Origin of the sequence: Orlajensenia leifsoniae, assembly GCF_004570845.1 — a bacterium.
Taxonomy (GTDB): Bacteria; Actinomycetota; Actinomycetes; order Actinomycetales; family Microbacteriaceae; genus Orlajensenia; species Orlajensenia leifsoniae.
Map to the genome: position 1 here is coordinate 452,513 of NZ_SPQZ01000004.1, position 24,365 is coordinate 476,877.

Annotated in this window: 22 protein-coding genes and 1 tRNA gene; 15 read left to right on the plus strand and 8 right to left on the minus strand. The window is 68.9% G+C overall.

The window, feature by feature from the left end:
* Positions 1-191 precede the first annotated feature (191 nt).
* Genes E4M00_RS13040 through E4M00_RS13055 form a run of 4 tightly spaced genes read left to right on the plus strand, consistent with a single transcriptional unit; the run spans position 192 to position 4,499 of the window.
* Entirely contained in the window at positions 192-1,346 is a 1,155-nt protein-coding gene (locus E4M00_RS13040; protein ID WP_135120931.1) for an acyltransferase family protein, read from the plus strand.
* The gene (locus E4M00_RS13045) at positions 1,343-2,326 is read left to right on the plus strand and encodes a glycosyltransferase (RefSeq protein ID WP_135120932.1); all 984 of its coding nucleotides are present in this window, start codon (positions 1,343-1,345) and stop codon (positions 2,324-2,326) included. Before E4M00_RS13040 ends, E4M00_RS13045 begins: the two co-directional genes overlap by 4 nt.
* The gene (locus E4M00_RS13050) at positions 2,323-3,450 is read left to right on the plus strand and encodes a polysaccharide pyruvyl transferase family protein (RefSeq protein ID WP_135120933.1); all 1,128 of its coding nucleotides are present in this window, start codon (positions 2,323-2,325) and stop codon (positions 3,448-3,450) included. Before E4M00_RS13045 ends, E4M00_RS13050 begins: the two co-directional genes overlap by 4 nt.
* Positions 3,447-4,499, plus strand: a complete 1,053-nt coding sequence (locus E4M00_RS13055; RefSeq protein ID WP_135120934.1) for a glycosyltransferase family 4 protein — start codon at positions 3,447-3,449, stop codon at positions 4,497-4,499. Before E4M00_RS13050 ends, E4M00_RS13055 begins: the two co-directional genes overlap by 4 nt.
* Here E4M00_RS13055 and E4M00_RS13060 read toward each other — a convergent pair.
* From E4M00_RS13060 to E4M00_RS13070, 3 genes are all read right to left on the minus strand, one after another.
* Positions 4,448-5,932: a hypothetical protein gene (locus E4M00_RS13060; protein WP_135120935.1), complete on the minus strand. Its 1,485-nt coding sequence runs from the start codon at positions 5,930-5,932 to the stop codon at positions 4,448-4,450. The genes E4M00_RS13055 and E4M00_RS13060 overlap by 52 nt on opposite strands.
* Positions 5,933-6,023: 91 nt before the next feature.
* On the minus strand, positions 6,024-7,349 hold the full coding sequence (locus E4M00_RS13065) for a tyrosine-protein kinase domain-containing protein (RefSeq protein WP_135120936.1): 1,326 nt from the start codon (positions 7,347-7,349) through the stop codon (positions 6,024-6,026).
* Positions 7,350-7,406: 57 nt separating this feature from the next.
* Complete coding sequence (locus E4M00_RS13070) at positions 7,407-8,345, minus strand: alpha/beta hydrolase (protein WP_135120937.1); 939 nt, start codon at positions 8,343-8,345, stop codon at positions 7,407-7,409.
* A 259-nt stretch (positions 8,346-8,604) separates the two neighbouring features.
* On the opposite strand from E4M00_RS13070, the gene E4M00_RS13075 reads away from it, so the two are divergent.
* Together E4M00_RS13075 and E4M00_RS17875 are read left to right on the plus strand one after the other, a co-directional pair.
* Positions 8,605-10,038 (plus strand): sugar transferase, encoded by a 1,434-nt coding sequence (locus E4M00_RS13075; protein WP_240037097.1) that lies wholly within the window; start codon positions 8,605-8,607, stop codon positions 10,036-10,038.
* A gap of 153 nt (positions 10,039-10,191) precedes the next feature.
* Entirely contained in the window at positions 10,192-10,368 is a 177-nt protein-coding gene (locus E4M00_RS17875) for a hypothetical protein (protein WP_167756893.1), read from the plus strand.
* A gap of 63 nt (positions 10,369-10,431) precedes the next feature.
* Here E4M00_RS17875 and E4M00_RS13080 read toward each other — a convergent pair.
* From E4M00_RS13080 to E4M00_RS13090, 3 genes are all read right to left on the minus strand, one after another.
* Positions 10,432-10,505: transfer RNA gene (locus E4M00_RS13080), tRNA-Pro, on the minus strand.
* Positions 10,506-10,579: 74 nt separating this feature from the next.
* Complete coding sequence (locus tag E4M00_RS13085) at positions 10,580-11,566, minus strand: metallophosphoesterase (RefSeq protein WP_240037100.1); 987 nt, start codon at positions 11,564-11,566, stop codon at positions 10,580-10,582.
* A gap of 2 nt (positions 11,567-11,568) precedes the next feature.
* Positions 11,569-14,160, minus strand: a complete 2,592-nt coding sequence (locus E4M00_RS13090) for a transglycosylase domain-containing protein (RefSeq protein ID WP_240037102.1) — start codon at positions 14,158-14,160, stop codon at positions 11,569-11,571.
* Between the two features lie 123 nt (positions 14,161-14,283).
* Here E4M00_RS13090 and sp36 point away from each other — a divergent pair, with 123 nt between their 5' ends.
* Positions 14,284-14,511: a Sp36 family protein gene (gene sp36, locus E4M00_RS13095; RefSeq protein ID WP_135120939.1), complete on the plus strand. Its 228-nt coding sequence runs from the start codon at positions 14,284-14,286 to the stop codon at positions 14,509-14,511.
* Positions 14,511-14,981 (plus strand): RidA family protein, encoded by a 471-nt coding sequence (locus tag E4M00_RS13100; RefSeq protein WP_135120940.1) that lies wholly within the window; start codon positions 14,511-14,513, stop codon positions 14,979-14,981. Before sp36 ends, E4M00_RS13100 begins: the two co-directional genes overlap by 1 nt.
* Positions 14,982-15,050: 69 nt before the next feature.
* Here E4M00_RS13100 and acs read toward each other — a convergent pair whose 3' ends face one another.
* Entirely contained in the window at positions 15,051-16,997 is a 1,947-nt protein-coding gene (acs, locus tag E4M00_RS13105) for an acetate--CoA ligase (protein ID WP_135120941.1), read from the minus strand.
* 459 nt (positions 16,998-17,456) lie between these two features.
* Between acs and E4M00_RS13110 the strand changes: the two genes are divergently transcribed.
* From E4M00_RS13110 to E4M00_RS13130, 5 genes are all read left to right on the plus strand, one after another.
* Complete coding sequence (locus E4M00_RS13110) at positions 17,457-18,524, plus strand: TadA family conjugal transfer-associated ATPase (RefSeq protein WP_135120942.1); 1,068 nt, start codon at positions 17,457-17,459, stop codon at positions 18,522-18,524.
* Positions 18,521-19,471 (plus strand): type II secretion system F family protein, encoded by a 951-nt coding sequence (locus E4M00_RS13115; protein ID WP_135120943.1) that lies wholly within the window; start codon positions 18,521-18,523, stop codon positions 19,469-19,471. The genes E4M00_RS13110 and E4M00_RS13115 overlap by 4 nt, the downstream gene beginning before the upstream one ends.
* A gap of 105 nt (positions 19,472-19,576) precedes the next feature.
* Positions 19,577-19,768 carry a DUF4244 domain-containing protein gene (locus E4M00_RS13120; protein ID WP_135120944.1) on the plus strand — a complete coding sequence of 64 codons (192 nt, stop codon included), beginning with the start codon at positions 19,577-19,579 and terminating at the stop codon, positions 19,766-19,768.
* 52 nt (positions 19,769-19,820) lie between these two features.
* Positions 19,821-20,135, plus strand: a complete 315-nt coding sequence (locus E4M00_RS13125; RefSeq protein WP_240037104.1) for a TadE family type IV pilus minor pilin — start codon at positions 19,821-19,823, stop codon at positions 20,133-20,135.
* Positions 20,132-20,500, plus strand: coding sequence for an Rv3654c family TadE-like protein (locus E4M00_RS13130; protein ID WP_167756894.1), 369 nt, complete (start codon positions 20,132-20,134; stop codon positions 20,498-20,500). Before E4M00_RS13125 ends, E4M00_RS13130 begins: the two co-directional genes overlap by 4 nt.
* Positions 20,501-20,520: 20 nt before the next feature.
* On the opposite strand, the gene E4M00_RS13135 is transcribed toward E4M00_RS13130, so the two are convergent.
* The gene (locus tag E4M00_RS13135) at positions 20,521-20,745 is read right to left on the minus strand and encodes a hypothetical protein (RefSeq protein WP_055825273.1); all 225 of its coding nucleotides are present in this window, start codon (positions 20,743-20,745) and stop codon (positions 20,521-20,523) included.
* Positions 20,746-20,928: 183 nt separating this feature from the next.
* On the opposite strand from E4M00_RS13135, the gene topA reads away from it, so the two are divergent.
* Together topA and tmk are read left to right on the plus strand one after the other, a co-directional pair.
* A complete protein-coding gene (topA, locus tag E4M00_RS13140; RefSeq protein ID WP_420813448.1) occupies positions 20,929-23,703 on the plus strand; it encodes a type I DNA topoisomerase in 2,775 nt (924 codons plus the stop codon).
* Positions 23,700-24,359, plus strand: a complete 660-nt coding sequence (gene tmk / locus E4M00_RS13145; protein ID WP_135120948.1) for a dTMP kinase — start codon at positions 23,700-23,702, stop codon at positions 24,357-24,359. Before topA ends, tmk begins: the two co-directional genes overlap by 4 nt.
* The last annotated feature ends 6 nt before the right edge of the window (positions 24,360-24,365 follow it).

A 24,365-nucleotide genomic window follows, 5' to 3' on the forward strand; every position in this document is an offset into this window, starting at 1 on the left:
GACCCCCGTTCGCGTCACACAACTGTAATCTCCAGCGCCGAGCGTTAACCTCGGCGACTCCTGCAGGTGACGAGCTCTCACTAACGTTTTCAGTGCAGGACCGATCGCGAGAACGGAGCTGCGACCCGACGGTGGGCGTGCACCCACCCGAGTCAAGTCGGGTGCACGGCCGACCGAGAGATTGGACAGCCGTGACCGCCACCGCATTTCGCTGGACCGTCTCCGAGCCGCGCCCGCGTGCCTGGATGAACTTCGCCAAGGGCGTCGCCATCGCGATGGTCGTGCTCTACCACGTCACCCTCTACCTGCAGCATGCCGGCATCATGGGGCTGCCGAACCGCATGAAGCTCATCCTCGAGCTGTTCCCCATGCCGGTGTTCTTCCTCATCGCCGGGCTCTTCGGTGCACGAGCCGTCACGTGGACCTTCGGCAACCTGTGGAGACGGCGCCTGCTGCCCGTGCTCTACCTCTATATCGTCTGGTCGATCGTGCGCTTCGCGTTCTACCTGATCATCCCGGGCCTCAGCGGCGAGCTCGGCGAGCTGCCGGCGAGCAACCCGATCAGCCTGGCGCTCATCCTCGTGTGGCCGAGCAGCAGCTACTGGTTCATCTACGCCCTCGCCGTCTTCGCGTTCGCCGCGTGGGCGCTGCGGAAGCTCCCGCCGGTCGTGCACGTCATCCTCGCCGCCCTGCTCTCGAGCGCCGTGACCGCCGGCCTCATCAACAGCGGCAACATCGGCTGGAACCGCGTCGGCGCCCTCTACGTGTTCTACGCCTTCGGAGCGCTGTACGCACCGCGGGTGTTCGCCGCCGTCGCGAAGGTGTCGGTGCAGCGCACCCTGCTCGCCGCCGCGGCTCTCGTGGCCTCTGCAGCCATCCTGTTCCTCCTGCCCGCACGCTGGGTGCCGTTCCTCGTGCTGCTCGGCCAGGCGTCGGCCGTCGCCCTCGGCGTGTTGCTCTCCGCCTATCTCGCGAGGCTCCGGATGCTGTCCTTCGTGTCGACGATGGGCGCGGAGAGTCTGCAGATCTACCTGCTGCACCTGTTCGTGATCGTGCCGATCGCCGGCCTGCTGGGACTGCTGCTCGGCGGGGTCAATCGCGGCGTCGGCATCGCGATCCAGTTCGGGCTCGTCGTGGTGGCCATCGTCGTCTCGCTGCTGCTCTCGAAGCTCACCACGCGCGTGCGCTGGCTCTACGTTCCGCCCGTCATCAGACGCCGGCGCGCCTCGGCTCCGGCCGGAGCACCGGCATCCGTCAGCACCACGGATGCCCCCACGATTCCCGACGGTCCCCTCACGGCCGTGACTTCGCCTCCGAACACACGCGACAAGGAGATATCGACATGACGACCGACTTCGACACCACGCCGACCACCGCGAGCACCCCCGAGACCGGAGGGAAGCTGCTGCTCGCAGCCTCCACCGGCGGTCACCTCGCGCAGCTGGTGCGTCTCGCTCCGGGGCTGGGTGCCACGGACGACTCGCTGTGGGTCACCTTCCGCACGCCGCAGAGCGAGTCGCTCCTGAAGGGGCGCAACGTTCTCTATGTGCCCTACATCCGGCCGCGCGACGCGGCGAACGTCGTGCGCGCCTACCAGTCGATCCGAGCCGCCATCAAGAACACGCATTTCGACGGCGCTGTGAGCACCGGCTCAGCGCTCGCCCTGGCCGCCCTACCGGCCGCGAAGCTCGGCGGATTGCCGACGCTCTACATCGAAAGCGTCTCGCGTGTCGACGGTCCCTCGCTCTCCGGACGCATCCTCGATAAATTCCGCCTGGCGGAGCTCCGCACCCAGCACCCGCACTGGTCGTCGGGCCGCTGGGGCGTGCACCCGAGCGTGCTCTCCACCTTCCACAACGTGCAGAAGCCCAAGCCCGCCGACGGCCGGCTCAAGCTGTTCGTGACTCTCGGAACCATCGAGGGCTACGGCTTCGACTCGCTCGTCGACCGCATCGTCGATCTCGGCATCGCCGGTGACGACACCACCTGGCAGTTGGGCTACACCGAGGCGAAGCGCGAACTGCCCGGCACCGCCCACGCCCAGGTGAGCGCGGAGGACTTCGAGCGCTACGCCCGCGAGGCCGACGTCGTCATCACCCATGCCGGAGTCGGCACCGTGCTCGGTCTTCTCGAGATGGGCATCTCGCCCATCGCCGTGGTGCGCCGCAAAGACCGGGGAGAGCACGTCGACAACCACCAGGAGCAGATCGCCAGGCTCATGTCCGAGCTCGGCATCGGCACCTCCACCGAGGTCGAGGACCTCACCTCCGACATGATCCACGCGGCGGCCATGACCGGCATCCGCGGCGATCTGGCGGCCGCGTGAGCGACCGGGCCGCCGCGGCGGCTCCGAATCCGGGCGCTGACGCCGTCGACATCTTCGTGCCGGGCGTCGGCCAGTACGACAACATCGGCGACATCATCCTGCGCCGCCAGCTCATCGCCTGGCTCAAGCCCCTCGGGCGACTGCACGTCTACGTCGGCGCATCGCCCGAGGGCTACGCCGAGTCCCTGGGTGTCGGCACCGACGACGTCGTCTACCGCTCCTTCTCCTCCTGGTACCGCGCCGGTCTGTCGCGGGCCTGGGGCGGGACGGCGCACTACGTGTTCAAGCCCGGCGAGATCCAGCTGACCATCATCGGCATGAAGGAGCACGTGGTCGTCCTGCCGCTGCTCGCCCTGCTGCGCCTGCGCGGGGGCTCGGTGGTCCGCGTGGGCTCAGGGTCGCGCGACTTCGCGCCGCTGCCGCGCCTGCTCATGCGTCCGTCCATCGCCCTGTCGCAGCTCACGGCCTGGCGCGACGGGACGACGGCGGCCTATCTCGGCGGCGAGGTCATGCCCGATCTCGCCTTCGGTGAAGGGGCAGGGCCGTCGACGGATGCCGCAGCCGAGAGCCGCGACACCATCGTGGTGTCGATGCGCAGCGACCGCCCCGAACCGGGCGCAGCCTGGGTCCTCGGCATCCGTCGCTTCGCAGCGGAACAGGGTCTGCGGATCGAGGTGGTCACCCAGGTGCTGCGCGACCGCCAGCGCTCCCGCGACCTGGCCGCCGCCCTCGGCGCCGACCTCGCCGACTGGGACGGCTCCGACCACGCCGGCCAGGAGGACACCCTGCGTGCCGTCTACGACAGGACGGCCCTCGCCGTCAGCGACAGGCTGCACGTGCTCATCGCGGCCTCGACCGAGGGTGCAGCCCCGATCGCCCTGCTCGTCGACGAGTCCGGCAAGATCGACAGGCACTTCGAGGCCGCCGGCGTCTCAGGCGTCGGCGTCCCGTCGAGCGGGCTGACCGAAGACGAGATCGTCGCGGCCATGGCGACGGCTCTGCAACGTGGGCCCGCCGTGCGCGCCTCCCTCGCGAACGCCCGAGACGAGCTCGAGCTCATGCGCGGACGGGTCGAGGTCCTCATCGCGGGGGTTCCGGCGCGCACGGAGCTGGTCGACGCATGAGCGTGGCCGTCGACGTCGCCCCCACGAAACTCCGCCGCATCGAGGTGCTTCACGTCGGTCGACGCGGCGAGGTCGCCGGCGGCATGACCCAGGTCGTGAACGGATACCTCTCTTATCCGTTCGACGACTGCGACCTGCGGGTCATCGTGTCGCGCGACGGCTCCACGGGTCCTCGGGCGATGGCGATCTTCCTCGGAGCCGCCTGGCGGCTCGCCACCCTGCGCGGCCGAGACGAGCGGGTCGTCGTGGTGCATCTCTCGCAGGGCGGATCGTTCGTGCGGGAGGGACTCCTGCTGCGCCTCGCCCACGCGCGAGGATTCGGCACCGTCGCTCACCTGCACGGCAGCAGCTTCCCCGACTACGCCGCGCGCGAGCCGGCGAGGGTCGCGACGGTGCTGCGCGCCGCCGACAGCGTCTTCGTGCTGAGCGCCGAGACCAGGGCGGCCGTCCTCGCGGTCCTGCCGACGGCACCGACGGAGCTCATCCCGAACGCCGTTCCGGAGGGGACGCCGCGGGCCAAGGGCAAGAGCATCGTGTTCGGGGGCAGCGTGTCGCTCCGCAAGGGAGTCGACGTCCTCGTCGACGCCTGGCGCAGGATCGCCGACCACGACGGGTGGACCCTGCACATCGTGGGACCCGTCGCAGACCCCGAGGTCGTGCCATCCGAGCTGCCCGACGCCGTCTTCCACGGCGGGCTCCCGCACGCCGAGCTCATGGAGCTGCTCGAGTCGGCCGAGATCGCCGTCCTCCCGTCGCGCGACGAGGCCATGCCGATGTTCATCCTCGAGGCCCTCGCCCGGCAGGACTGCGTCGTCGCGACCCGTGTCGGTGGCATCCCCGCCGTGCTCGCCGACGGCGCAGGGTCGCTCGTCGACGCCGGCGATGCGGACGGTCTGGCCGAGGCTCTCGAGCGGTTGATGGTCTCGGATGCCGCCCGCGACGAGCTGCGCGCCGCCGGAACCGCCAGGTTCCAGCGCGACTACTCAGCCGCCGCCGTCTATCCGATGGTGGCGGCCCGCTGGCGGGCCGTGCTCCGCGGGAGCCGCTGAGGAGCGAGAACCCGAGGGGGCACCAGCCCCGTCGCGAGCTGCTCGTCGCGGGCTGCGGATCGCAGCGACGCGACGATGCCCGCCACGGCGAACACGAACGGGAACGACGGCGCCGAGACGAACACCGGGGCGGCCGCCGACTCGATCACGAGGAGCACCAGCCATCCGACGCCGGTGATGCGCACCCAGTGCGCGAGCACCGACTCGGTCGGCGAGCTGCGACGTAGCAGGCTGACGAGAACGCAGAGGATGCCGACGGCGAAGGCGGCGGCTCCGAGCCATCCGCTCTCGCCGATGATGGCCGGCCACTGCGTGTCGTTCAGGAACATGCCCTTCTCGCCGGGCCCCAGGCCGTACACGTGGTCGAAGCCGAGGTTGTAGTACTCGGGGCTGTAGTTCACGCCGGCCGGGAAGCTGCCGAAGCGGCCGAAGCCGGCGCCGAACGGGAAGTACGCCGTGGCGACGGCCAGTGATCCCCAGGTCATCGTCGAGCGCGCCGAGTCCTCGATGATGTACATCTGGACGGCATCGCCGACCAGGGCGATGAGCGGCGGCACGATCAGCGCGATGGCGAACGGGCCGAAGCACAGAGCGACGACGATGAGGATCGGACGACCGTAGCGGAGCGTGAGGATGCCGAGCGCGGCGAGGAGGCCGACGATCGACTTCACCTCGAGCGTCAGCGTGGTGAGCACCACTGTGACGCCGAGGAGGATGGCGTTGCCGAGCGAGGTGCGCACCACGCAGGCATAGGCGAGGGCGGCCACGGCGAGCACCGCAGTGAAGCGGCCGAAGGCTGCCGGATGCTGGAACAGACCCTGCAGCGCCGTGACGCCGCCGAGGTGGGTGATGGTGCCGCCGACGATGCCGCGCCACACGTCGGGGAAGGCCAGGTTGGCGAGACCGGTGACCGCGATCACGCCGATGGCGACCACGCCGGCCCAGAGCAGCACCCTGAAGTCGCGGTCGGTCCAGCGCAGCTGCGCGAGCGCGAAGGCGAACAGCAGTCCCTTGGCGATGAGGATGAGCGACTGCAGCATCAGCGAGTACGGCACGTGCAGTGCCACCCCGCTGAGCACCCCGAACACGAAGAACAGCAGGAACCAGATCGTTCCGGGCAGGATCACGATGCGTCGCTCGGTCACCAGCCTGCGGGTCGTGAAGGCGATCACCGCCAGGGCGATGACGGCTTCGTCGATGTTCGACGCCAGGGGCCCGACGACCTGCTGCAGCACGTTCGACAGGATGATCGCCGAGACACCGGTGAGAGCGAAGGCCTTGGGGTGGAAGGCCGCGAGGTACACGAGTACGGCACCGGCGACCACGATGATGAACAGCGCCGGCTGAACGAGGAGAGACGCCACGACGAGCACGATCGCGATGACGGCCCCCGACACCGAGAGCAGCACGTCGGCTCGCAGGCGCGGGCTCACGCGAGACGGCCGCCTCGCCGGCGCTCTCCGAGCGTCCGGCGTGCTCTGCCGTCCCGGCGTGGCCTGCAGTGTCATGTCGCCGACCCGCCGATCAGTCCCTGGCGTCCGCGCCGCGCACCGGCGCCGCTGTCAGGACGACTCCGTAGACCTCGGCGCCGACGTCCTCGAGGGAATCGACAGCCTGACGCAGTTCGTCGGCGCGCGTGCGTCCGGCGCGGGCGACCACGACGTAGCCGTCGGCGACCTCGGAGAGTGCCAGTCCGTCGGAGTTCGCCAGCAGGGGACCGGCGTCGAGGATCACGATGTCGACATCGGCGGCCAGCGCCGTGATGACGGCGTTCGTGCGCTCGGAGGAGAGGACGTCGCTGGTTCCAGCCTCGACGGCGTCGGTCGTGATGACGGTGAGGCCCGTGGCCACCTCGGAGCGGGTGATCGACTCGGGAGCAACGCCGGCGAGCAGGGCGTTCGACAGCCCGGCCTTGGACCTGATGCCGAACAGCCTGGCCGTCGACGGAGAGCGCAGGTCGCCGTCGATGAGGGCGACCTGCAGGCCGCCTTCCGCGAGGGCGACAGCGAGGTTCGCGGCGATGGTGCTCTTGCCGTCACCGAGACCGGGCGAGCTGATGACGACGACGGGAGCCGTGGACGCCGAGATCGAGGCGACGACCTTCGTGCGGATGATGCGGACGGCCTCGGCGAAGCGCCCGGAGGGCGCGGTCAACGAGGGTACGGGCTTGCGGGAGAGCGAGCGCTCCGCCGGTACACGGCCGAGGTAGGCGGCATCCGTCGCCTTCGCGATGTCCCGCCCGTTGCGCACGCGGGTGTTCAACAGCTCGGCCAGCACGACGATGATGAACGCGACGGCGAGACCACCGAAGAGGCCGATCAGGATCGCGAGGATCGTATTGGGCGACGACGGCGAGGCCGGAGCAACGGGCTCCTGCACGACGGAGACGCTGATCGCCGCCGGTGAGGTCGACGATCCCGAACTCTCGATCTGGTCGCTCAAGCTCGCCGCGACGGCATTGCCCAGGTCGACAGCGCCCTCGGGAGTGTCGGCCGTCGCCTCGATCGCGATCAGGGCCGACAGCCCGACGGAGGCGACGCTCACCTTGTCGGCGAGCTTGTCCGCCGTGGTGTCGAGGCCGAGCTCGTCGATGACGGGCTGCAGCACCACCGGGGTCGAGGCGAGCTGGGTGAACGTGCCCACCTGCTGCACGAGCAGGTTGTTGCCCGCGACGAGTTCCTGTGCTGTGCCCGTTCCCCCCGTGGGCTCGAGGAGCAGCTTCGTCTGCGTCGTGTACTGCGCCGGGGCCACCGCGACGTAGGCGATCGCGGCCAGGATTCCGGCCAGGATCGTGACGACGACGGGAATCCATTGGCGTCGGATGACGCGGATTGTCTGCTTGAAGTCCACTGACTTACCTCCGGGGTTGACGGTCGATCGGGCGTGAGCCCACGGATGGGGTGAGGGTCATGAGAGCCGCTCGGTGAAGAACTCGAGCACGCGGGCACGGACGCGGGGGCCGAGCAGCTGGATGCCGTGCTTCGAGCCGTCCTGCACGCTCAGCTGCACCGGGACGTTCGCAGCCTGGAGCGCTGCCGCCATCGACTCGGCCTGCTCGACGGGGACGAGCTCGTCCGAACCGTTCACCAGGATCATCGGGGGATCGGAGGAGTCGACGGAGAGCTGGGCCGATGCCTCGGCCGCCTGCGGGCAGTCGGCGGCCACCACCGTCGGGCAGCCCAGGTAGTTGAGGATCATCGCCGCGGCCTCGTCGGACGGGGTGCCGAGGGTGAGGGCCTCCTCGGTCATCAGCGAGACGCCCGACAGGGAGACGGCGGCCGCGACACGTCCGCCCTCCTGCAGCGAGCCCGTGCCTCGGGTGGCGACGCTCTGCGTGAGGATGGCGCCGGCCGAACTGCCGAACAGACCGACCCGGGCGGGGTCGATGCCGAAGCGCTCGACCTGCTCGGGCTCGCGGATCCAGGTGATCGCCGCTTCGACGTCGTCGACCTGGCTCGGATAGACGAATTCGGGAGCGAGCCTGTAGTCGATCGAGAAGCCCGCGAAGCCGTGGGCCGCGAACAGCTCGCACACCGCCCGCATGCCCCCGCCGGTGCGGTCGCCCTCGGTGAAGCCGCCTCCGTGCAGCAGGACGACGGCGGCGGTGGGCTCCGCGGCATCCGTCGGGATGCAGGCATCGAGCTTGAGGTCGCCGCCCTCCGGAGAGGAGTACACCAGGCCGGGCGTGACCTCGACGGCCGAGGTGGTGGGCTCGGGGTCTGCGGCTGACGGCTCGCTCGCGCAGGAGACCAGCGGGAGCGTGAGGACGGCGCAGACGACGAGGGCCAGACCGCGGCCGGCACGGCGCGACGCTCTGCCGGTACGGCTGATCGACGCTTCTGTCATCGGGGCTCACTGTCCTTGTCTGGTCGGACCCGTCGAGAGTGTGCTCTCGTCGGGGACCGGTGGTTCGCACCCTCGCGTCGTGATTTCCATTCCATAGCGCTCTGTGGACTCAGCGGTGTCGAGGATATGTCGGGTGTGTTAAATCTGACCCCCGTAGATGGCACGTCGTGGCGGCTCGATGCTTAGGTGTAACCAACTCGACGGGGACGGACTTTTGACTCAAGCCATTGAAAACACCATGGCGACGAGCTCGAGGGTGATGAAGCAGACCGACTGGAATCAGAAATACGGTCAGCTTCTCTTCTTCTCGGACCTCGTCGTCATCGCACTCTGCGTCGCCGTGGCGCAGTACGTCGGCGGACTGCCGGCGAAGGTCGCCGGCATCGGCGAGATGATGACGCTGACAGCGCCGACACTGGTCTCGGTGGTCGTCGTGCTGGTCTGGATGTTCGCCCTGACAGCGGCGGGCTCCCGGTCGACCCGGCACATCGGTGCCGGTTCCATCGAGTACCGCCGGGTCATCAATTCGACGCTGATCGTCTTCGGTGCCGGTGGCATGGCCGCCTACTTCCTCGACATCGACGGGCTGCAGCGCTACTTCGCGTTCGCCTTCCTCCTCGGGCTGCCGGGCATCATCCTGGAGCGCTACCTGTGGCGGAACTGGTTGGCCGCTCGCCGGCGCGAGGGGCGGATGTCGCACCGCGTGCTGCTCGTCGGGTCGGAGGCATCCGTCACCGCCATGGCACGTGACTTGGCACGAGCTCCGGAGTCCGGCCTCAAGGTCGTCGGCGCCTGCACTCCGAGCGGCGCCGTGGCCGGTGTGATCGAGGGCACCGAGATCCCCGTGTCCGGATCGCTCTCCAACCTGCTCGAGTCCCTCGACGCCGTCGAGGCCGACACCGTCGTCATCACCAGCGCGAACGAGATGTCGCCGTCCCTGGTGCGGGAGCTCAGCTGGCAGCTCGAGCCGGGGCGCCAGCACCTCGTCGTCGCACCGAGCCTGACCGACATCGGCGGCCCGCGCCTGCACACGCGGCCGGTCGCCGGCCTTCCGCTGATCCACGTGGAGACCCCGCGGTACTACGGCGGCAAGCTGTACATCAAGCGCCTCTTCGACATCCTGGCGTCAGGCGCGCTCATCGTGCTGCTGGCGCCCTTCCTCCTCGCCGTGACCGTCGCCGTGCGCCTCAGCACCCCCGGCTCGGTGATCTTCCGGCAGGAGCGCATCGGGCTGCGGGGCGAGAGATTCGACATGCTCAAGTTCCGATCGATGTACATGGACGCGGAGGAGCGCCTCGCCGAACTCGAGAACGTGGCACGGAGCGAGGGCAACTCGGTCATGTTCAAGATGAAGAACGACCCGCGCGTCACGCCGATCGGCGGATTCCTGCGGCGCTTCAGCCTCGACGAGCTTCCCCAGCTGTTCAACGTGTTCCGCGGCACGATGTCGATCGTCGGGCCGAGGCCGCCGCTCGAGCGTGAGGTCGAGCAGTACGCGCAGCACGTGCACCGTCGCTTCCTCGTGAAGCCGGGCATCACCGGACTGTGGCAGGTCAGTGGCCGCTCGAACCTCAACTGGGACGAGACCGTGCGGCTCGACCTGTACTACGTCGAGAACTGGAACCTCACGGGCGACCTGCTCATCCTCTGGAAGACCGCGCGGGCCGTTCTCGGGAGCGACGGGGCGTACTGACTCTGACAGCCGGCTGCACATCGCATCCGAGTCTGTCCCCCGAATGAGGGGTATCCCGTGTACAGTGTCTGCTCAGAGCAGCGCCGTATCGTAGCGGATGTCCCGGCGAGACCGGGGGAGTGCTCGAGGGATACGACTCGAGGAGGAGTCGAGATGTCGGCAACAATCGTGGTGGGGATCATCGTCGTGTGGACGCTCGTGGCGTCGGCCGTGGCCTTGCTCCTCGGCGCAGTGATCCGGCGCGCCGATCGAGACCGCCGCATCGTGGTGGAACCCGACGGCTCGACCCTCGTCGGCGCCGGGCGCAGTCCTGCACCGCGCGTGCACTGAGCGGCATCCGCGAACGACTCCGGACACAGCAAAGCCCCCTTCCAGTGGAAGGGGGCTCATCTGTCGGGGTGGCGGGATTCGAACCCACGACCTCCTCGTCCCGAACGAGGCGCGCTACCAAGCTGCGCCACACCCCGATGGCCCGAAGGCCTCACTAAGAATAGCCGATAAAAAGCTTCGGGTTGACCAGCGGATGCCGCCGGGCTGCGACTCAGCGCTCGTTCTCAGGCACCAGCGTCAGCAGGGTCGCCTCGGGCGGGCAGGCGAAACGCACGGGGGCGTAGATGGAGGTGCCGAGGCCGGCCGAGACGTTGAGGTAGGCGTTGCGCATGCCGTGCCACCAGAGGCTCAGCCCCTTGACCTGCTTGCGCGGGACGTCGCAGTTGGTCACCAGTGCGCCGAATCCGGGCACGCAGACCTGGCCGCCGTGGGTGTGCCCGGCCAGGATGAGCTGGGCCCCGTGGTTCACGAAGGAGTTGAGCACCCGCTGGTACGGCGCGTGCGTGACGCCGACCGAGACCGTCGCCCGGCTGGCCGGGGCATCGCCGCGGTCGGGCCAGGTCTCGTCGCCGAGGGGGTCGTCGGCGCGCAGTTCGTCGATGGCGCGGGCGATGAGCTCCGGCCGGTCGAGCTTCTTGTGCGGGTCGTCGACCCCGAAGAACTCGAAATGGGTGCCGGCGATGTCGGCCGACCCCGCAGCGTTGTTGAGATCGACCCAGCCCAGGCTGTCGAAGAACTCGAGCAGGGCCGCCGTGTCGAGCTTCTCGGCACGGCCGGTGTGCTTCGACGGGCCGGCAAAGTAGCGCAGCGGGTTCTTGACGACGGGCCCGTAGTAGTCGTTCGAGCCGTTGACGAAGACGCCGGGGATGCCGGCGAACCGTTCGAAGGCGTGCCGGATCCCGTCGATGCCGTCGCGATGCCCGAGGTTGTCGCCGGTGTCGACGATCAGGTCGGGCTGCAGGTCGGCGAGCGATCGCACCCACTCCTGCTTGTCACGCTGCCACGGTGCCATGTGGAGATCGGAGAGGTGCAGCACGCGGATCGGTGCTGACCCGACGGGGAGCACCGGAACGCGCACCTCGCGCAGGGTCCACATGGTGCGCTCGATGAGCGTGCCCCATGCCAGTGCGGCAAGAGCCGCCGCTGCCGTCAGAGTGACGGCTGCGGCGGCTCCCGAGCGAGCGGAGGACGATGCCACCGCTAACCCTTACCGGGCTTGTCAGGCTTGTCGGCCTTGAGCTTGCCGATGCTGATGGTGACCTGCGATCCGGGCTTGACTCCGGCTCCGGCACCGGGATCGCTGGACTGCACGATCCCGACCTTGCCCGGGTCCGTCACCTCGACTTCGGTGGTCTTCACCGAGAACTGGCCCTTGAGCTGGTTCTTGGCGTCGCCCTCGGAGAGCCCGACGACGTTGGGCATCAGCACCATCGCACCGTTCGAGGTGTAGGCGGTCACCAGCGACCCACGCGGGGCATCGCCCGAGGGGTCCGTGCCGCTGACCTGGCCTGCGGGCAGCTCGGAGTCCTGGGCGCCGCCGTCGGCGAACCCGAATCCGGCAGCCTCGATGAGCTGCTGGGCCTCCTGGATCGACTTGCCGCGCACGTCGGGAACCGTGGCGTAGACGGTCTTCAGCGACGACGGGTCGGCATCCGGGAATCCGTCTCCGCCGTACTTCGCGTTGGCGGCGGACATGATCGCCGGCCAGATCTGGTGACGGATGACCGCGGCCTGCGTGCCGTTGAAGTAGGTGTCGCGCAGGTTCACGTGGCCGGTGACGTTGAAGACGCCGACGGTCGTGGCGACCTTCGTGCTGGCGCCGCTCATCCAGGTGGCCTCGTTGTTGTCGGTGGTTCCGGTCTTGCCGATCATGGGAACCTGCGGGTCGGTGCGACCGTTGGAGGTCGAACCGGTGCCCTGGCTCATCACGCGCTGCATGGCGTAGGCCATGGCGGCGGTGACCTTGGGGTCGACGCTCTGCGCGCACTCGGCCGAGGGCGGCGTCAGTTCGGTGCCGTCCTGCTTCACGATCTTGTCGATCACGATCGGCTTGCAGACGACGCCGTTGGCGGCGACTCCGGCGAAGGCCTCGGCCATGGTGACCGGTGCGATCTCGTTGGTGCCGAGGATCGAGCTGGCTCCCTGCTGCAGAGGGTCGTTGTTCGCGCGGTGCACCCCGAAGGACTCGGCGGTCTTCCGGATCCCGCACAGGTCGAGCTGCTTGGCCATGGCCACGAAGCCCGTGTTCTCCGAGTTGACCGTGTTGAACAGGGCCGACCACGAGCCGCCGTTGCCGCCCTCGTCGTTGTTGGGTGCGAACCCGCCACCGTAGGACTGCGGTCCGTCGCAGCTGTCGTTGAAGGTTCCCCAGTCGGAGCGCTTGTAGGCGTTCACGTACTCGTTGAGGGAGTGCCCCTCCTTGATCCACTCGGCCAGAGTGAAGATCTTGTACGTGGAGCCGGGCTGGAAGCCGCTGGATCCGCCGTAGTCGAGGTCGGTGTTGTAGTTCACCGCGGTGTAGTTGTTGCCCTTGGCCAGTTCGTCGGCGTCGTTGGAGAACGACTTGTTCTGGGACATCGCGAGAACACGGCCGGTGCCCGGCTGAACCGACACGGCGGTGGCGCCGACATCGATGTTCGGGTCGGACTGAGGGACGAACCGGAACATCGCATCCGCTGCCGCGTACTGCAGGTCGACGTCGAGGGTCGTGTAGACGTCGAGGCCGCCCTGGCTGAGCAGCTTCTTGCGCTCGTCCTGGGTCTTGCCGAAGGCCTCGTTGTTGAGGATCGTCCAGTAGACGTAGTCGCAGAAGAAGGCGGCATCCTTGGCGGTGGAGCACCCGGTGCTCGGCTCAGTGATCACCGGAGCGATCGGCGCCTTGATGGCCGCGTCGTGCTGCTCCTGGGTGATCTTCTTGTACTTCAGCATGCTGTCGAGGATGTAGTCGCGACGCTCCTTGGTCGCGGCGTACGGGACGACCTTGCCGTCGACCTCGGTGTTGGCTCCGTTGGTCTCGCTGTCGGGCCGGTCGAGGCGGAACTTCTCGGGGTTGTTCACGATGGCCAGCAGCGCTGCCGCCTGCTCGAGCTTCAGGTCCTTCGCGCTCACGCCGCCGAAGTAGTACTGCGCAGCCGTCTGGATGCCGTAGACCCGACCGCCGTAACCGGCGATGTTGAGGTAGCCCTTGAGGATGTCGTCCTTCGAGTACTTCTTCTCCAGGCCGATCGCGAGCCGCATCTCCTTGAGCTTGCGGTCGGGAGTGGGATCGGTCGCCTCGGCATAGGCGGCCTCCTTCTCCTCCTCGGTCTTCGCCTCGAGCTCGGCCTTCTGCACCAGAACGTTCTTCACGTACTGCTGGGTGATGCTCGATCCACCCTGGGTGTTGCCCTTGAGCACGTAGGTGGTCAGCATCGCGCGGGCCGTGCCCTGCACGTCGATCCCGCCGTGCTCGTAGAACCGGGGGTCCTCACCGGCGACGGCGGCATCCTTCGCGAACTGCGAGATGTTCTCCCAGGTGACCTCTTCCCGGTCCTGGTCGAAGAACGAGGCCAGAAGCTTGGGGGTGCCGTCGCTGTTCGTGGCGTACACGTTCGTCTTCTGGGCGAGCTCGTCGATCTCGAGGTAGCTCGGCAGGTTCTCGAACATGTTGATACCGCTGGTGGCGGCCATACCGCTCACGGCGATGGCGGGGGTCACTGCGGCTGTCACGAGGACGCCGGCCGCGACGCTCATGCCGACGAAGGCCAGAAAGCCTCCGAGCACGCCGCTGGTCGTTCGTTTTTGGGCAGACATATAGTTGAGCTTAAGGGAGCAAGCTGACAAAGTGCTCAGCCGGCGCTGAGCGCCGCCCCCGAGACCACGCGGCTCCAGCGGCTGGTCTCCACCCCCATTCTCCCGCGTCGACGAAGGAGCACCATGCCCACCTGGGAATACATCACCACTCCGCTCATGATCCACAGCACCGCTGCGATCCTCAACAACTGGGGCTCGGAGGGCTGGGAACTCGTGCAGGTCGTCACCGGACCCGAGGGCGGCCTCGTCGCCTACCTCAAGCGTCCCGTCGGCGGGGAGGCCTCCAGTGCTGCCGCTGCCGGCGCCTCGGCATCGGCGTCCGCCGCCTCGGCGTTCGAGGGCGGCAACTGATGTCGCAGGTCGCCGACCGCCTGACCGAGCTCGGAATCACCCTGCCGGCCGTCGCGGCGCCCGTCGCCGCCTACGTCCCCGCGATGATCAGCGGCAACCTGGTCTTCACGTCGGGCCAGCTGCCCTTCACCGACGGCGTCCTCCCGGCCACCGGCAAGGTGGGCGAGGGAGAGGGCCTGGTGTCGGCGACGGATGCGAAGGCCTACGCAGCCACCTGCATCCTGAACGCTCTCGCGGCCGCCGAGTCCGTCATCGGCTCCCTCGACCGCGTCACCCAGGTCGTGAAGGTCACGGGCTTCGTCGCCTCCGACCCCTCGTTCACCGGTCAGCCCGGAGTCATCAATGGGGCATCGGAGCTGCTCGGCGAGATCTTCGGCGACGCCGGGAAGCACGCGCGGTCGGCCGTCGGCGTCGCCGTGCTCCCGCTCGATGCCCCCGTCGAGGTGGAGCTCGTCCTCTCCTTCGCGTAGCAGCCACCACGCGATTCGGCCCACCCTCTCCGTCTGGAGGGGGTGGGCCGAACTGCGTCGTGCGTGAGGTCAGCGCACCTGGTCGGTGATCGACTGCATCACGGCGGTGTCCGCCAGTGTCGTCGTGTCGCCGATCTCGCGTCCCTCGGCGAGGTCGCGCAGCAGGCGCCGCATGATCTTGCCCGAGCGGGTCTTCGGCAGCTCGTTGACGATGAACACCTGGCGGGGGCGCGCGATCGCGCCGATCTGCCGGGCGACGTGGGCGCGCAACTGCTCGCTCGCCTCCTCGTTCGTCAACGTGACGGTCTGGCGCTCCTTGAGGATCACGAACGCGACGACGGCCTGCCCCGTGGTCTCGTCGGCGGCTCCCACCACGGCGGCCTCGGCCGTCATGTCGTGGGCGACCAGCGACGATTCGATCTCGGCCGTCGATAGGCGGTGGCCGGAGACGTTCATCACGTCGTCGACACGGCCGAGCAGCCAGATGTCGCCGTCCTCGTCGCGGCGGGCGCCGTCGCCGGCGAAGTACTTGTCGCCGAACTTGTCCCAGTACGTCTCCTTGAAACGTTCGGGGTCGCCCCAGATGCCGCGCAGCATCGCGGGCCACGGCTCGGTGATCACGAGCAGGCCGCCATCCGTTCCCGAGACCGGCTCGCCCTCATCCGTCACGATGTCGAGCGAGATGCCGGGAATCGGGATCTGCGCCGATCCGGGCTTGAGGTCCGTGATGCCGGGGAGCGCCGAGATCATGATGCCGCCGGTCTCGGTCTGCCACCACGTGTCGACCACGGGGATGGAGCCGCCGCCGATCACGTGCCGGTACCAGATCCAGGCCTCGGGGTTGATGGGCTCGCCCACCGAACCGAGCACCCGCAGGGAACGCAGGTTGTACTTCTGCGGGATCTGGCGTCCCACCTTCATGAACGACCGGATCGCCGTCGGCGCCGTGTAGAGGATCGACACCTTGTACTTCTCGATGATCTCCCACCAGCGCCCGGGGTGAGGGGTGTCGGGAGTTCCCTCGTAGAGCACCTGGGTCGCGCCGTTGGCGAGTGGGCCGTAGACGACGTAGGAGTGCCCGGTGATCCAGCCGACATCGGCCGTGCACCAGTAGACATCGGACTCCGGATGCAGGTCGAAGACGTTGCGGTGGGTGAAGGCGGCCTGGGTCAGGTAGCCGCCCGAGGTGTGCAGGATGCCCTTGGGCTTGCCCGTCGTGCCCGAGGTGTAGAGGATGAACAGCGGCTGCTCGGCCGGGAAGGCCTTCGCCTCGTGGTCGGCGTCGACCTGCGCGATCTCATCGCCCCACCACAGGTCGCGGCCGTCCTCCCAGGCGACGTCGTTGCCCGTGCGCTTGACGACGAGCACGTGAGCGACGCTTGGCGCGCCCTTGCCCAGAGCGGCGTCGACGGTGTCCTTCAAGCCGAACACGCGGCCCTTGCGGTAGCCGCCGTCCGCGGTGATGACGAGCTTCGCCTCGGCATCGAGGATGCGCGAGTGCAGGCTGTCGGGGCTGAACCCGCCGAAGACGACGGAGTGCACGGCGCCGATGCGCGCGATCGCGAGCATGGCGACGACGGCCTCGGGGATCATCGGCAGGTAGATGGCGACACGGTCGCCGGCCTCGATGCCGAGGCTCGTGAGCAGGTTCGCCGCCCGCTTCACCTCGGCGGTGAGCTCCGCATAGCTGATGTCGCGGGAGTCGCCGGGCTCGCCCTCCCAGTGGATGGCGATGCGATCGCCGTGGCCGGCCAGCACGTGACGATCCAGGCAGTTGTAGGCGACGTTGAGTTCGCCGTCCTCGAACCAGGTCGCGAACGGCGGGTTGGTCCAGTCCAGCGTCTTGGTGAACGGCTTGTGCCAGTGCAGCTCGCGGGCGCGGTCGGCCCAGAATCCGAGTCGATCCTCGGCGGCATCCGTGTAGAGGCTCTGCCGTGCCACGGACTGAGCTGCGAACTCGGGGCTCGGGCGGAACCGGCGGATCTCTTCGAGGTTGTGATCGATCTGCGCGTTCATTACTTCTCTGTCGCTCCTTTGCGAGTGGCCTGGGGGAACCCGCCGGTGCTGCACCGGCTGCGGATTCGCAACGATACCGCGTTCGACGGATGCCCAGCCGCGCGCGCGTCGAACGGTTGGGCGGCGCCGCAAGAGGCTGCTCGGATGAGCATGGGATGAGCTCCGGATGAGAGTTTTCCACCATGTCCACAGAAATGAGGACACGCAGGCTTTGCGCAATGGATTCTGTGCCGTACACTTTCCATGCGCCTGAAAGCTTTTTCGGGTTCGTGGTTCGGAGTGATTCCCCCCAATCCCCGGATCACTGAGGCGGCACCTGTTCCCCCCAATAGGTGCCGCCCCTTCTTTTTAAGTCGCGGACGTGTCCGGTCTCCTCCCCGACCACACGTGTACCCCGATCATTCCTCCGTCGCGATCTGTACCCCGATTCGCGGCGATGAGTCGCCTAGATTCGCTCGGATGGATGAGCCGTTCGTCGCAGTGCCGGTGCTGCAGGCGGCGCGCACAGACGCGGAAGCTGGGGGCGATGTCGTCGACGACGGCGAGCCCGGGCACGGACGCCACCGATTCGTCGAGGGAGAGCATGGTCCCCCACTCGTGCCCGTCGACCGAGGGGCCCTCGGGCCGCTTGCACCGTTCGCGACCGACGAGGTGAGCGACCTCCTCGTGAACGGAGCGGCGGGTCTCTGGATCGACGCAGGCCGGGGCCTGCGACGCGACGATGAGTGGGAACTGGGTGAACGCGAGGTGCGTGATCTCGCCGTTCGTCTCGTCGCGAGCGGCGGACGGCACGTCGACGAGGCGCATCCGTGCGTCGATGTGAGGCTCGGAGGCGGCATCAGGGTGCACGTGGCGCTCCCACCCATCTCGACGACGGGCACCCTGATCTCGGTGCGCATCCCGCGCGGCGACCACGTCGATCTCGCCTCCCTCCGCCGCACGGGCATGATCGACGCCGTCCAGGAACGCGAGTTGGTGGCCGTGGTGCGGCGGCGCGAGAACGTGCTCATCACGGGTGCTGCCGGAGTCGGAAAGACCACGCTGCTGGCGGCGCTGCTGTCGTCGGCACCGCCCCACGAGCGCATCGTGGTCGTCGAGGACGTGGCCGAACTGCGGGTGCGGCATCAGCACGTCGTCGGTCTCGAGGCACGCCAGGCCAACGTCGAGGGTGCCGGTCACGTCGGCCTCGACTCGCTCGTCCGCGAAGCCCTGCGGATGCGGCCGGACAGGTTGATCCTCGGCGAGTGCCGCGGAGCCGAACTCCGCGAGCTCCTGACCGCTCTCAACACCGGCCACGATGGTGGGGCGGGCACGCTGCACGCCAACTCGCTCGCCGACGTTCCCGCCCGCATCGAGGCTCTCGGAGCGCTCGCCGGCATGGACGATCGCGCCGTCGCCCGGCAGACCGTGAGCGCGATCGGCCTCGTGCTGCATCTCGAGCGCTCCGATGGCGTCCGCCGCCTGGCCCAGCTCGGTCGCTTCGCCATCGCCGCCGACGGCCGTCTCACGATAGCCGCGGTCGGATGAGCGCGCCCCGACCCGCGATCGAGGCTGTGGCCACCACGGCCCAGCGGCTGGCCGTGCTGCTCGCGGCCGGGGTGCCGCCGAACGCGTCCTGGCGCTATCTGGCCTCCGTGGGGCGCTCCGGGGTCGCCGGCCGCGTCGTCGACGCCGCCGCCCGCTCGGGCGACGACGGTGCCGACATCGCCCACGCCGTCGCCGAGGCCGGGGGAACCGCAGCCTCCGCCGAGGCGGCACGAGCCTGGCGTGCCCTGGCCGCCGTGTGGTCGTTGGCGATCGAGACCGGCTCCCCGTTGGCGGGCGCACTGCGCGAGATGGCGGAGTCGTTCCGCGCCACAGGCAGGCTCCAGCGCGAGGCGCGCATCGCACTCGCCGGACCCCGCGCGACGTCGAGACTCGTGGCGCTGCTTCCTGCGGTGGCCGTGGCCTTCGGGGCCGTCCTCGGCCTCGACACTCTCGGTGTTCTGTTCACGACGGTTCCGGGGTGGGTCTGTCTGGCCGCCGGCAGCCTGCTGATGCTCGGCGGATCGCGCTGGAGTGCCCGACTCGTGCGTCGCGCCGGAGTCGGCGATCCCTTCCCCGGACTGGTGATCGACCTGATCGCCCTGGCCCTCGCCGGAGGAGCTTCGCTCGACAAGGCTCGCGGCGCCGCTGCCGCCGTCGTGGTGAGGTTGGAGGTCGTGGATGCGGCCACGGCGGCCGAGCAGGCACGTCGTGCCGACTCCGTCATCGCCCTCGCCCGCGATGCGGGGGTGCCGGCGGCGGAGCTCCTGCGAGCCGAAGCCTCCGACCTCAGGCTCGCAGCCCAGACCGACGGTCAGGAGCGCGCGGCGCGGCTGGGCGTCAGCCTCATGATCCCGCTCGCGCTGTGCGTGCTTCCCGCCTTCATGCTGCTCGGCGTGGCCCCGATGATCCTCTCGGTGGTCTCCTCCACATTCGACGTGCTCGGGTGACGAGAACCCGATCCCGCACGCGACCGGTCGCTCCGCGATGCCGGGCCGCATGCTGGACCTGCCCGTGCCGCGATCGCGTCCACTCGACGCCAGAAGGAGATCACCATGAGCACTCTTCGACGATTCCTGCACTCGCGCGCGGCCGGGCTCCGCGCCGAACGTGGTTCGGCCACCGCGGAATACGCCGTGGCCACGATGGCCGCCGTCGGCTTCGCGGGCCTCCTCGTCGTCATCCTGCGAGGCAACGAGGTGCGCGGGATCCTCACCGACCTCGTCCGCGATGCGCTCACGCTCTGAGCGAGCGCAGATCAGGGGCACTCGTGCGGCGACCGGGGGCGAGCGGGGGAGCGTGACGGCCGAGTTCGCCGTCGCTCTTCCCGCGGTCGCCCTCGTGCTCGCCGTCTGCCTCGGCGGGGTGCAGGCCGTCTCGGTCCAGGTCCGGTTGACGGATGCCGCAGCCGACGCCGCGCGCACGCTCGCCCGCGGCGACGGGGTCGATCTGGCGTCGGCGCGACTGTCGGCCGCGGTCCCCGGGGCGGGCCTCTCGGTCGACGGAGCAGGAGATCTGGTCTGCGTCACCGCGAGCGCACCGGCAGGCGCCCACACCGTGCTGGCTGCCCTCACGGTCTCCGCTCGATCGTGCGCTCTCGGCGGTGGCCTGTGACGACGAGTGGGAGTACGGCGGCTCGCTCGCTCGGCGATGCCCGAGGCTCCGGCACCGTCCTGGCGATCGCGCTCATCGGCGCCGTCGTCGCGCTCGCCCTGGTGGCGGCATCGGTGCTCGGCGGCCTCGTGGTGCGCCAGCAGGTCTCGGCGGCGGCGGATGCTGCCGCCCTCGCCGGGGCGGACGTGGCCATGGGCGCCGTCGCCGGCGTCGTCTGCGACGCCGCGGCGCGAGCGGCCGAGGCCAACGCCGCTGCCATGAACGGCTGCTCCGTCGATGGCGAGACCGTCACCGTCGAGGTGTCATCGATGTGGATGGGCATGCCCGTGCGGGCTCGCTCGAGGGCGGGGCCGGCGCCGGGATGAGCCGCGGCGCCCCAGCGGGCTCAGGCGAAGACGGCCTCGAGGTAGCGGTACTCCACGGCGGTGGGGCGCTGCGTCCCGTCACCGTCGAACTCCAGACCGCTGCCGCGCACGTACAGGTAGTGCTTGCCGGCACCGGGGATCTCGAGCCGGGGACGTGGGTCGCCGCCCTCGAGGAATTCGGTCGTGATCGTGCGGCCCTCGAGAGGACCGTCGGTGAGTTTCGCGGTGTACGTCGTTGTATCCATGCCTCTCATTTTCCTCCGCCTCCGACGAGTTTCAAGCTCCCGAAGGGGTGATGTCGATGAATGCTCAGTTTCGGGCGCGTCGAGCGATCACTCGTTCGAAGTGTGTATGGTGTGCCGTTGAGGGTGCCGCTCTCACACGAGTGATCGAGCAGCGCCGTATTCACCTCTATATAAAGGAGTCTGGTGCCAGGCAAGAAGCTGGTCATCGTCGAGTCGCCCACGAAGATGAAGTCGATCGCCGCCTATCTCGGCGATGGATACGAAGTCCTCTCGAGCGTCGGTCACATCCGTGACCTCATCGAGCCCAAGTACCTTCCCGCCGAGCTGAAGAAGGGCTCTCTCGGCAAGTTCTCCGTCGACGTCGACAACGGATTCGAGCCCTACTACGTCGTCTCGACCGCGAAGAAGAAGACCGTCGCCGAGCTCAAGCGTGCTCTCAAAGACGCCGACGAACTCCTGCTCGCCACTGATGAGGACCGCGAGGGTGAGGCCATCGCGTGGCACCTCCTGCAGGAACTCAAGCCCAAGGTCCCCGTCAAGCGCATGGTCTTCCACGAGATCACCAAAGACGCCATCCTCGAGGCCACCAAGAAGACCCGCGATCTCGACACCGCTCTCGTCGACGCCCAGGAGACCCGCCGCATCCTCGACCGCCTCTACGGCTACGAGGTGTCGCCGGTGCTGTGGCGCAAGGTCGGCCCCGGTCTCTCGGCAGGACGTGTGCAGTCCGCGGCGACCAGGCTCGTGGTCGACCGCGAGCGCGAGCGCCTCGCCTTCACGGCGGCGTCCTACTGGGACCTCGCCGCTCGTCTGAGCCCGACTCTGGGAACGGATGCCGCAGCCGCCGACGCGTTCAGTGCCCGCCTCGTGCGAGTCGGCGGTGAGCGCATCGCCTCGGGCCGCGACTTCGACGACACGGGCTCGCTGACCTCCAAGGCGACAGTGCTGTCCGAGGATTCGGCTCGTGCCCTGGCCGCCGCCCTCGAGGCCGGCGTCGACGTCACCGTCACCAAGGTGGAGTCCCGCCCGTACTCCCGCAAGCCGGCGGCGCCGTTCACGACGTCGACCCTGCAGCAGGAGGCCGCGCGGAAGCTCCGCTTCTCCGCCCGCCAGACCATGAGCGTCGCCCAGTCGCTCTACGAGAACGGCTACATCACCTATATGCGAACCGACTCCGTGTCGCTCTCGCAGCAGGCGATCACGGCGGCCCGTCGTCAGGCCACCGACCTCTACGGCGCAGACAGCATCCCCGAGAAGCCGCGCGTCTACACCGGCAAGTCCAAGAACGCGCAGGAGGCCCACGAGGCCATCCGCCCGTCCGGCGAGAACTTCCGCACTCCGTCGTCGCTGGCCTCGAGCCTGCACGGCAACGACTTCAAGCTCTACGACCTCATCTGGAAGCGCACCGTCGCCTCGCAGATGGCGGATGCGAAGGGTGTCACGGCATCCGTCACCATCGCAGCCGGACCCACGGGCGAGGCAGCTCACCCGCAGGCCACGAAGACCATCGCCGAGTTCTCGGCCAGTGGCACCGTGATCACCTTCCGCGGCTTCCTGAACGCCTACGAGGAGAGTCGTGACGAGGAGCGCAACGCCTCGGCCGAGCCTGCCGAGTCGAAGCTCCCCCCGCTGACCGAGGGGCAGAAGCTCGCCTTCGTCGAGATCGAGGCCAGCGGCCACGAGACCACGCCGCCTCCGCGCTACACCGAGGCGAGCCTCGTGAAGGAGCTCGAGGCCAAGGGGATCGGGCGTCCGTCGACCTTCGCGTCGATCATCGACACCATCTCCAACCGCGGCTACGTCGAGCACCGCGGGCAGTCCCTGGTGCCCAGCTGGATCGCCTTCTCGGTGGTGCGCCTGCTCGAGGAGCACTTCGCCGAACTCGTGGAGTACGACTTCACGGCGGAGATGGAGAACGACCTCGACGAGATCGCCAACGGCGACGCCGATCGCGTGGGCTGGCTCACCCAGTTCTACTTCGGCGACGAGCGCCAGCGCGGGCTCCGCCAGGTCATCGACAACCTCGGCGACATCGATGCCAAGGAGATCAACTCCATCCGCATCGCCGACGGCATCACGCTGCGGATCGGCAAGTTCGGGCCCTACCTCGAGGTTCCCGATCCGGATGCCGGTCCTGACGCCACCCCGCGACGCATCAACATCCCGCCGCAGCTGGCCCCCGACGAGTTGACGCCCGAGAAGGCTCGCGAGCTCATCGACGCGCCCATCGTCACCGACCGCGTCATCGGCATCAACCCCGACAACGGCAAGCAGATCGTCGCGAAGGACGGCCGGTTCGGCCCCTACGTGACCGAGCTCGACCCGCCGGCACCCGAGGCTCCGGCGCCAGAGCCCATCGTCGACGCCGCGACCGGCGAGGTCGTCGAGCCGAAGAAGAAGCGGGCAGCCAGGAAGCCCGTGGTCGAGAAGCCGCGCACCGCTTCCATCTTCAAGACGATGGACCTCGCGACCGTCGACCTCGACACCGCGCTCAAGCTGCTCTCGCTTCCGCGCGTGGTCGGGCTCGACCCCGAGGCCGGCGTCGAGATCACCGCGCAGAACGGCAAGTTCGGCCCCTACCTCAAGAAGGGGACGGATTCCCGCTCGCTCACGAGCGAGGACCAGATCTTCGAGGTCGACCTTCCCGCGGCGCTGGAGCTGTTCGCCCAGCCGAAGTACGGAGCCCGTCGCGCGCCGAGCGCCCTCAAGGAGTTCGAGGCCGACCCCGTCAGCGGCAAGCCGATCAAGCTGAAGGACGGCCGGTTCGGGCCCTACGTGACCGACGGCGAGACGAACGCGACCATCCCCAAGAGCGAGTCGGTCGACGACATCGAGTTCGCCCGTGCCGTCGAGCTGCTCGCCGAGAAGCGTGCCAAGGGGCCGGCGAAGCCGCGCACCACTGCACGCTCCACCGCCAAGAAGCCCGCAGCGCGCAAGGCCGCGCCGAAGAAGAAGTGAGCGCGGGCAGCGCCGCCGTCGCCCCGCCGAGTGCGGGGCGCGGCCTCTTCATCACGCTCGAGGGCGGCGACGGATCGGGCAAGTCGACACAGGCGCGACTGCTCGAGGAGTGGCTCGTCGAACACGGGCGCTCCGTCCTGCGCACGCGAGAGCCCGGCGGCACCGAGGTCGGCGTCGAGATCCGCGAGATCGTGCTGCACCACCGCGGAGACATCGCGCCTCGGGCCGAGGCCCTGCTCTATGCCGCGGATCGCGCCCACCACATCGCGACGAAGGTGCGCCCCGCACTCGAGCGTGGCGACGTCGTCATCCAGGATCGCTATCTCGACTCGTCCGTCGCCTACCAGGGCGCCGGTCGGGTGCTCGGAGGAACAGAGGTGCGCGACCTCTCGCTGTGGGCCGCGCAGGGACTGCTTCCCGATCTCACCATCCTGCTCGACCTCGACGAGACCGTTGCGCGCGGTCGGCTCGACGCGGCGCAGAAGCGCTTCGACAGGCTGGAGGCCGAGGCCGGGGAGTTCCACGCCCGCGTGCGCCACGCCTTCCTCGAGCTCGCCGCGGCGGAGCCCGAGCGGTTCCTCGTCGTCGACGCGACAGGCTCGGTCGACGAGATCGCGGCCTCGGTGCGCGAACGGGTCGAGGCCCTGCTGGGCTAGCGCGTC